Source organism: Lacisediminimonas sp. (assembly GCF_030645335.1).
Lineage (GTDB): Bacteria > Pseudomonadota > Gammaproteobacteria > Burkholderiales > Burkholderiaceae_D > Lacisediminimonas.
Genome location: NZ_JAUSNH010000204.1, coordinates 1 through 8,531 on the forward strand (window position 1 = coordinate 1; position 8,531 = coordinate 8,531).

At 62.4% G+C, this 8,531-nt stretch carries 7 protein-coding genes and 1 pseudogene; 3 read left to right on the top strand and 5 right to left on the bottom strand.

What is annotated here, in order from left to right:
* The coding region (locus tag Q7T64_RS14305) for an NAD-dependent epimerase/dehydratase family protein (protein WP_304797068.1) at positions 1-542 on the bottom strand (542 nt) is incomplete at its 3' end.
* Between the two features lie 12 nt (positions 543-554).
* Between Q7T64_RS14305 and Q7T64_RS14310 the strand changes: the two genes are divergently transcribed.
* From Q7T64_RS14310 to Q7T64_RS14320, 3 genes are all read left to right on the top strand, one after another.
* Entirely contained in the window at positions 555-1,583 is a 1,029-nt protein-coding gene (locus tag Q7T64_RS14310; protein ID WP_304797070.1) for a CDP-6-deoxy-delta-3,4-glucoseen reductase, read from the top strand.
* Positions 1,584-1,856: 273 nt separating this feature from the next.
* Entirely contained in the window at positions 1,857-3,056 is a 1,200-nt protein-coding gene (locus tag Q7T64_RS14315; RefSeq protein WP_304797073.1) for an acetylornithine transaminase, read from the top strand.
* A 5-nt stretch (positions 3,057-3,061) separates the two neighbouring features.
* Entirely contained in the window at positions 3,062-3,679 is a 618-nt protein-coding gene (locus Q7T64_RS14320) for an FMN-binding negative transcriptional regulator (protein WP_304797075.1), read from the top strand.
* Between the two features lie 137 nt (positions 3,680-3,816).
* Here Q7T64_RS14320 and lpdA read toward each other — a convergent pair whose 3' ends face one another.
* From lpdA to aceE, 4 genes and pseudogenes are all read right to left on the bottom strand, one after another.
* Positions 3,817-5,601 (bottom strand): dihydrolipoyl dehydrogenase, encoded by a 1,785-nt coding sequence (lpdA, locus tag Q7T64_RS14325; RefSeq protein WP_304797077.1) that lies wholly within the window; start codon positions 5,599-5,601, stop codon positions 3,817-3,819.
* Entirely contained in the window at positions 5,598-6,191 is a 594-nt protein-coding gene (locus Q7T64_RS14330; protein WP_304797079.1) for an MFS transporter, read from the bottom strand. The genes lpdA and Q7T64_RS14330 overlap by 4 nt, the downstream gene beginning before the upstream one ends.
* Before the next feature lie 143 nt (positions 6,192-6,334).
* Positions 6,335-7,654 (bottom strand): dihydrolipoyllysine-residue acetyltransferase, encoded by a 1,320-nt coding sequence (gene aceF / locus Q7T64_RS14335; RefSeq protein ID WP_304797081.1) that lies wholly within the window; start codon positions 7,652-7,654, stop codon positions 6,335-6,337.
* Positions 7,655-7,747: 93 nt separating this feature from the next.
* A pseudogene (aceE, locus tag Q7T64_RS14340) lies at positions 7,748-8,531 on the bottom strand (pyruvate dehydrogenase (acetyl-transferring), homodimeric type); the annotation flags it as partial.

Sequence of the window (8,531 nt, forward strand, 5' to 3'; positions counted from 1 at the left end):
GCCGGGCTTCCCTTGCGCAACCGGTCCAGCGGAAGGCGGTCGGCGGCATAGATTCCCGGCACGCGCAGTATCGTGAGACCGGAGCCGCTGCGCCGCGCCCACTGCCGCAATGTTCGCTCGGCATCCACCCGGCGCATCGCGCGTTCGTTTTGTGGCCGCACCGGACGCGTCTCGTCGAACCATGCGCCGCCGCAATCCCCGTACACACCGGTGGTGCTCACATAAACCAGGCGGGCCCCCTCGGGTAAAATAGCGGACAGGTGGCGCGTACGACGGTCAGTCTTGCCGCTGGCCTGTGGCGGTGCCAGGTGCACGATGAACGATGCCAGCCTGGCAAGCCGGGCCAGTGTCGCCGGCTGGTCAAGGTTGGCCACGATCGGCACGGCGCCGGCGGCACGCAGTTGCGCACAGCGCCCGGGCTGGCTGGTCACGGCAAACACCCGGAAGCGCTCACGCAGCAAGGGCAACAGCCGCATGCCGACATCGCCGCAACCCAGGATGAGCACACGTGGCGCACCCAATTTTTTTACCTTGATTTCCATTATCGGGATTGTATGACTTTCCAGGTTAGGGTTGAGCCTTCGGGCCACCAGTTTGAATGCGAAGACGGCGAGACCCTGCTGGCGGCGGCGATCCGTAGCGGCATCGGCTTGCCCTATGGCTGCAAGAATGGCGCATGCGGCAGTTGCAAGGGCCGGCTGATGGCCGGCCAGCTCACGCATGGCACCCATCAGGAAAAGGCGCTGTCGGCGGCGGAAGAACAGCAAGGCTATGCGCTGTTTTGCTGCGCCACGCCGCACACCGATGTCACGATCGAAGCACGCGAAGTGATCGGCCTGGCCGATTACCCGATCAAGAAGCTGCCGACCCGCGTCGCCCGCATCGAGCGGCTGACCGATGACGTGGTCGTGCTGCACCTGCAATTGCCCGCCACCGAACCGTTCCGATACCGCGCCGGCCAGTACATCGAGTTCTTGCTCAAAGATGGCAAGCGGCGCAGCTACAGCATGGCCAATGCACCACAGCAGTCGCCGCAACTGACGCTGCACATACGGCACATGCCCGGCGGCCTGTTCACGGACCAGGTGTTCAATACGATGAAAGAGCGTGACATCCTGCGCTTCGAAGGACCGCTGGGGAGCTTCTTCCTGCGCGAGGAATCCGGCAAGCCGATGGTATTGCTGGCATCAGGAACCGGATTTGCGCCACTCAAGGCCATCATTGAAGACGCCATCGCGAAAGACATGCAGCGCCCGATGGTGCTGTACTGGGGCGGCCGCCGCCCGCAGGATCTGTACATGCATGCGCTGTGCGAGCAATGGGCGCAAACGGTACCCGGTTTTCGCTACGTGCCGGTGGTCTCGGATGCGCTGCCTGCAGACGGCTGGAGCGGACGCACTGGCTTTGTCCACCAGGCCGTGATGCAGGACTTGCCCGATCTGTCCGGCCACCAGGTCTACGCCTGCGGTGCGCCCGCGATGGTGGACGCGGCGCGGCGCGACTTCCAGACCCTTTGCAAACTGCCGGCAGACGAGTTCAATGCCGACGCCTTCACGTCCGAGGCGGATCTCGCGCCAGCCTGATTGCGCAACAAGGAGGTGGTCGCAAGGCAAACCCGGCCGTCAGGCCGGGCGCAAGCCGAATGACACCCCGGATAACAAGGCTTTGACGCACGGGTCAAAAACACTTTAATATTCTCCCTATGAAAATGACAGTGACAGCCCGAACCATGCGACGGCACACACGGCCCTTCCGGACGCCTTGCAGGTAAGCGCTTGCCGCTCAACTAGCCACAGGCCTCTCCTGTGGCTTTTTTTTTACCACCGTTCTTTTCCTGGTTTTACCCGAGGACCATCATGGAATTCAGTCAGTACGACATCGACTCGCTGCTATCGATCACCAACCGGCCCGAACTGGTATTCACCGAAGGCCGCGGCATGTGGATGACCGACCATCGCGGCAAGCGCTATCTGGACTACCTGCAAGGCTGGGCGGTAAATTGCCTCGGACACTCCCCGCAGTGCATGCTCGATGCGCTGGCGGAGCAGGCCAAAAAAATCATCAACCCGTCACCGGCGTTCTATAACGAACCGTCGATCCGGCTGGCGTCGATGCTGACTGCGAATTCCTGCTTCGACCGCGTCTTCTTCGCCAACAGCGGCGCCGAAGCCAACGAAGGCGCGATCAAGCTGGCGCGCAAATGGGGCCAGAAGAACAGGAACAGCAAGGGTGAAGCCCGCTACGAAATCATCACCTTCGACCATAGCTTCCACGGCCGCACGCTGGCGACCATGTCGGCATCGGGCAAGCCCGGCTGGGACACGATTTTCGCGCCACAAGTACCGGGCTTTCCCAAGGCTGACTTGAATGACCTGGCCAGCGTGGAAAAACTGGTGACCGATCGCACCGTCGCGGTGATGCTGGAGCCGATCCAGGGCGAGGGCGGCGTGATCCCGGCCACCCGTGAATTCATGCAAAGCCTGCGGGAATTCACAAAGAAGCGCGGGCTGTTGCTGATCGTTGATGAAGTGCAGACCGGGATGGGCCGCACCGGCGAATTGTTTGCCTACCAGCTTTCCGGCATCGAACCCGACATCATGACCCTGGGCAAGGGCATCGGCGCTGGCGTGCCGCTGGCGGCGCTATTGTGCCGCGAGCCTTTTGCCGTGTTCGAGCCGGGCGACCAGGGCGGCACCTACAATGGCAATCCACTGATGACGGCAGTCGGTGCGACTGTACTGGAAACGCTGCTGGCGCCGGGATTCCTGGCGCAGGTGCAGGAAAGCGGCCGCTATCTGTCGGCCGCATTGCTGAAACTGGTTGCAAAGCATGGCTTGAAAGGCGAGCGCGGCGAAGGCTTGCTGCGGGCGCTGGAACTGGGCCGCGAAATCGGCCCGCAGATTGTCGAGCGCGCACGGGCGCTGGAGCCTTGCGGCCTGCTGCTCAACTCGCCACGTCCGGACCTGCTGCGCTTCATGCCGGCGCTCAACGTCACGCATGACGAGATCGACCAGATGATCGCCATGCTGTCCGACGTCATCGCCAGCTTCGACTGAACGCCATGTACCTGCCCTCGCATTTTGCGCAGGACGATCCGGCGCTGCTGCTGGAGGTGATGTGCCGGCACAGCTTCGCCACCCTGGTGAGTGCCGACGAAGGCGTGCCCTTCGCGACCCATCTGCCGCTATTGGCACGGCGAGAGGCCGGCGGCTTCCGGATCGAAGGGCATATGGCGCGCGCCAATCCGCAATGGCAGGCGTTCGAGCGCGGCGCGACTGCGCTGGCGATTTTCCATGGCCCGCATGCTTATGTGTCGCCGACGGTGTACACCAACAGTGAACGCGTGCCGACCTGGAACTACGTCACCGTGCATGCGACGGGCAAGGTGATCACCGAGCATGACAGCGCGCACAAGCGCGCCATGCTGGAGCGGCTGGTGGCCTCGCATGAGGCCTCGTTCCAGGCACAGTTCGACCGCATCCGGGGGGAACTCGTCGATGGCATGCTCAATGCCATCGTCGGGTTTGACATGCTGGTCGACAAGATAGAAGGCAAGTTCAAGCTGAACCAGCACCGCCTGGCAGAGATCAGGCCGGAAGCAAGCGCGCAGCAGGAACAAGGCAGCAGCGACGAGCAGGAAATGGCGTACTGGCTCAAGCGGCTTGGCAACAGGGCTTGATGTTCAAAGCTTGACGCTCGGGTTTCGCAAGCGGACCTGACGTCGATATCCGACAGCCCGCCGACAATAGCCTGCCAATGGAACGCGGCGCAGTGGCGGCATCCGCACCACCGCTGCGCCAGGTCACCGGAACTGGCTCATTTTTTCCTCGGCAGGTGCAGGTCGGTAATGGTTCCCAGGCCCATTTCGGCGGCGAACATCGGCGTTTCCGATAGCGTCGGATGCGCGTGCACCGTCAGCGCCAGGTCTTCCAGGTCGGCGCCCATCTCCATCGCCAATACGGTTTCAGCCAGCAGTTCACCGGCATTCACGCCGACAATGCCCGCGCCGATAATCCGTTTGGACTGCGGATCCCACAGCAGCTTGGTCAGTCCGTCTTCACGGCCCATTGCCAGTGCGCGCCCGGAAGCGGCCCATGGGAAGCTGGCCTTCTCGTAAGGGATGCCTTTGGCCTTGGCTTCGTTCTCGGTCAGGCCCATCCATGCAATTTCCGGATCGGTATAGGCCACCGAAGGAATCGTCATGGCGTCGAACTCGACCTTGTGGCCGGCGATCACTTCCGCCGCCACCTTGGCTTCGTTGGTCGCCTTGTGCGCCAGCATGGGGTCGCCGCAGATGTCGCCGATGGCGAATATATGGGGGACGTTGGTGCGCAGTTGCCGGTCCACCGGAACGAAGCCACGCTCGTTGACAATGACGCCGGCCTTGTCGGCGCCGATCTCGCCGCCATTGGGACGCCGCCCGACTGCCAGCAGCACCATGTCGTACAGTTGTGGCTCTTTTGGCGCATTCTCGCCTTCGAAAGTCGCCAGCAAGCCTTCCGGCTTTGCTTCCAGCCTGGTCACCTTGGTCTTGAGCCAGATGCCGGCATAGCGTTTCTCGATGCGCTTTTGCAGCGGCTTGACGATATCGCGGTCGGCTGCGGGAATCAGGCCATCTGCGAATTCGACTACCGTCACTTGCGCGCCGAGCGCGTCGTAGACACACGCCATTTCCAGGCCGATGATGCCGCCGCCGATCACCAGCATTTTCTTGGGCAGCGCACGCAGCTCCAGCGCGCCGGTGGAGTCGATCAGCCGCGGGTCGTCGTAAGGGAAACCCGGAATCCGCACCACCGACGAGCCGGCTGCGATGATCGCATTCTTGAAGGCGATGGTCTTGCTGCCCTCGGCCGTCTCGACGCTGAGGGTATGGGGCGAGGAGAACGCACCGCGCCCGTGCAAGACTTGCACCTTGCGCGCACGCGCCAGCCCGGACAGGCCGCCGGTCAACTTGCTGACCACGCTGGACTTCCATCCGCGCAAGGCATCGAGGTCGATTTCCGGCTTGGACATCTTGATGCCGAAGTGCGACATTTCTTCGGCTTCGGTGATCACTTTTGCTGCATGCAGCAGCGCCTTGGACGGAATGCAACCGACATTCAGGCACACGCCGCCCAGTGTGGGATAACGTTCGACCAGCACCACTTTCTGGCCCAGGTCGGCAGCGCGAAATGCGGCCGTGTAGCCGCCAGGTCCGGCGCCCAGCACCAGGGTGTCGCATTCGATGTCGGCCTTGCCGCCAAAGCTGGCTGGCGCTGGCGCCGGTGCCGGTGCGGCGCCCGGCTGCGGCGCAGCGGCAAGTGGCGCGACTGCGGGCGCAGCGACTGCAGCAGCCGCAACTGCGCCGCTATCGGCGTCGGCCGGCGCCGCTTCCACCGTCAGCAGCAACGAACCTTCTGCGACCTTGTCGCCGAGCTTGACCTTGAGTTCCTTGACGATCCCAGCCTGCGACGAGGGGATCTCCATGCTGGCCTTGTCGGACTCGACCGTCACCAGCGACTGGTCGACTGCCACCCGGTCGCCCGGCTTGACCAGCAGTTCAATGATTTCGACTTCCTTGAAGTCGCCAATATCGGGAACCCTGACTTCGACACTGCTCATAGCTGTTGCTCCGTTGGCCCGGTCGACTTCGACCAGAGGCTGAATATGCGGAATGGCGCCGACGAACTCTTGTCGAATTCCGCGCCCGCCTGTACCCCTATTTCTGCGATTTCACGTGCGCCGAGCGCCTGGTCGTATACCGCGTGCATTGCACCGAGTGCGAAGTTGCGGCCACTGCCGATTCCCCAGAAACGCTCGAAGCTGAATACTTCCCGGTACGAGTACACGCCGAAGATGCCGTAAGGATTGGCAATCAGCGACGTGATCTGCGACGACTCGTAAGGATCGTCCTCGTCTTCCTTGGTGTTGAGGAAATACTTGTCTTTCAGGACTGCATGCACGCGGGAATAGGTATCAAATACTTCTTCACGGCTGCTCAATTTGCATTCCGCACCGAGCTCCTGCAGTAGCTTGCGCATGACCGGAAAGTGCGCCGCAGTACCGGCCAGGGTGACGTAGGACTCGCCGACCTTGAAGATTTTCTCGTTCTCTTCGTAGACGTGGGAAAGGCGGGTATCGCCGAACGTCACCAGCGAATCGGATGCAATCGCGATTTCATTACCCTTCTTGACGACGACGCAGGTGGTCATTGTTGCTTCTCCATGTTGCAGGTCGGGCGCGCCGGCGCGTCAGCCGGACTATCGATCCAGTGACAAGCCGCCGCCGGCGGCAGGAAAAATGCGTTGAATTCTCTCACCAATCCCGCGGCCCATCGCGGGCCGTCCCGTTTGATCTATAACAAGGTCTTGCGCAGGTCGCCCAGCACCTCGGCCAGGTACACGGTGAAGCGCGCACCCATCGCACCATCGATCACGCGATGGTCGTAGGACAGCGACAAGGGCAGGATCAGGCGCGGCACAAACTGCTTGCCGTCCCATACCGGCTTGAAGTCGGTGCGTGAGAGTCCGAGGATCGCCACTTCCGGCGCGTTGATGATGGGCGTGAACTTGGTTCCGCCAATGCCGCCGAGCGACGAAATCGTGAAACTCGCGCCTTGCATGTCAGCCGGCTTGAGCTTGCCCTCGCGCGCCTGCGCCGACAGTTCGCCCATTTCCTGCGCAATCTGGGCGATGCCTTTCTTGTCGGCATCCTTCAGCACCGGCACCACCAGGCCTTGCGGCGTATCGGCGGCAAAGCCGATGTTGTAGTACTGCTTCAGGATCAGGTTTTCGCCACCGGCATCGAGCGAGGAATTGAAGGCCGGATATTTTTTCAGCGCCGCCACGCAAGCCTTGATGACGAAGGCCAGCATGGTCAGCTTGACGCCCGATTTCGCCAATTGGGCATTGCTCGATTTGCGGAATTCTTCGAGCTCGGTGACGTCCGCCTCGTCGTACTGGGTAACGTGCGGGATCATCACCCAATTTCGATGCAGGTTGGGGCCGCTGATCTTCTTGATGCGCGACAGCGGCAACAGTTCGGTACTGCCAAACTTGCTGAAATCGAGCGAAGGCCAGGGCAACAGGTCCAGCCCGGCGCCGCCACCTTTGCCGGGCGCCGCAGCACTGCCCGCGCCACGCATGACGCCCTTGACGAAGCCTTGCACATCTTCCTGCGTGATGCGGCCCTTCGGACCGGTTCCCGTCAGGCGGGCCAGGTCAACGCCCAGTTCGCGAGCGAACTTGCGCACCGAAGGCGAAGCGTGCGGCTTGGTGCCGTCGCTTGCCGGTGTACTCGCTGCCGGTGTATTCGCTGCGGCAGGTGCTGGTGCCGCTGCTGGTACGGGTGCTGCTGGTGGTGCTGCTGGTGCTGCCGCCGGGACGGGCATCGACGACGCCGCCGCGGCCGGCGCTGCGGCCGCCTGGCTGGCCGCGCCGGCCTCCTCCAGCAATGCCAGCACCGAGCCTTCAGCGACCTTGTCGCCGAGCTTGATTCTCAGCTCCTTGATGACCCCGGCATGCGTGGACGGAATCTCCATGCTCGCCTTGTCGGACTCCACCGTGGCCAGCGACTGGTCGACCTTGACGGTGTCGCCCACCTTGACCAATAGTTCAATGACTTCGACTTCCTTGAAGTCGCCGATATCCGGTACTTTCACTTCCAGCAAACTCATTTCATTCGCTCCGTTTTATCCCGCCGCACAGGCAGGCGCGCCCCATCGCGCGCCCCTGCCGAGGCCGAAAATATTGTTGGTCTGCGTAAAGGGTTACTGGGTAACCGGATTGGGTTTCTCGCTGTCCAGGCTGTACTTGGCAATCGCCTGCTCGACCACGCTGGTTTCGATCGCGCCTTCGTCGGCCAGCGCCTTGAGTGCGGCGACAGTCACGTAATAGCGATTGACTTCGAAGAACTCCCGCAGCTTTGCACGACTGTCGGAGCGACCGAAACCGTCGGTGCCGAGGACCTTGTAGGTGCGGCCCTTCGGAATGAAGGCCCGGATCTGCTCGGCAAAGGTGCGCATGTAGTCCGTCGCGACAACGATCGGTCCGGTGCTCCCCTGCAGGCACTCGGTGACATGCGCCACGCGCGGCTTGGCGCCTGGATGTAGCATGTTCCAGCGCTCGACGTCCTGGCCGTCGCGGGCCAGCAAGGTGAATGAAGGTGCGGACCAGATATCGGCGGCAATGCCCCAGTCGTCGCGCAGCAGGTCGGCCGCCGCAATCGCTTCGCGCAGGATGGTGCCCGAGCCCATCAGCTGCACCCGCAATTTGGACTTTGCCTTGGCCGCCGCTTGCAGCAAGTAGAGCCCTTTCAGGATGCCCTGCTCCTGGCCTGGCTTGAGCCCGGGATGGGCATAGTTCTCGTTCATCACGGTGATGTAATAGAACACGTCCTCCTGCTGCTCGATCATGCGCTTGAGACCGTCATGCACGATCACCGCGATTTCATGGGCAAAGGTCGGGTCGTAGGGAATGCAGTTCGGTATGGTCGATGCCAGCACGTGGCTGTGGCCGTCTTCATGCTGCAGGCCTTCGCCGTTCAGCGTGGTG

Bases quoted from the DNA above. Each gene is read 5' to 3' on its own strand.
- Q7T64_RS14310 (WP_304797070.1), top strand. From the start codon at position 555: ATGACTTTCCAGGTTAGGGTTGAGCCTTCGGGCCACCAGTTTGAATGC.
- Q7T64_RS14315 (WP_304797073.1), top strand. From the start codon at position 1,857: ATGGAATTCAGTCAGTACGACATCGACTCGCTGCTATCGATCACCAAC.
- Q7T64_RS14320 (WP_304797075.1), top strand. From the start codon at position 3,062: ATGTACCTGCCCTCGCATTTTGCGCAGGACGATCCGGCGCTGCTGCTG.
- lpdA (WP_304797077.1), bottom strand. From the start codon at position 5,601: ATGAGCAGTGTCGAAGTCAGGGTTCCCGATATTGGCGACTTCAAGGAA.
- Q7T64_RS14330 (WP_304797079.1), bottom strand. From the start codon at position 6,191: ATGACCACCTGCGTCGTCGTCAAGAAGGGTAATGAAATCGCGATTGCA.
- aceF (WP_304797081.1), bottom strand. From the start codon at position 7,654: ATGAGTTTGCTGGAAGTGAAAGTACCGGATATCGGCGACTTCAAGGAA.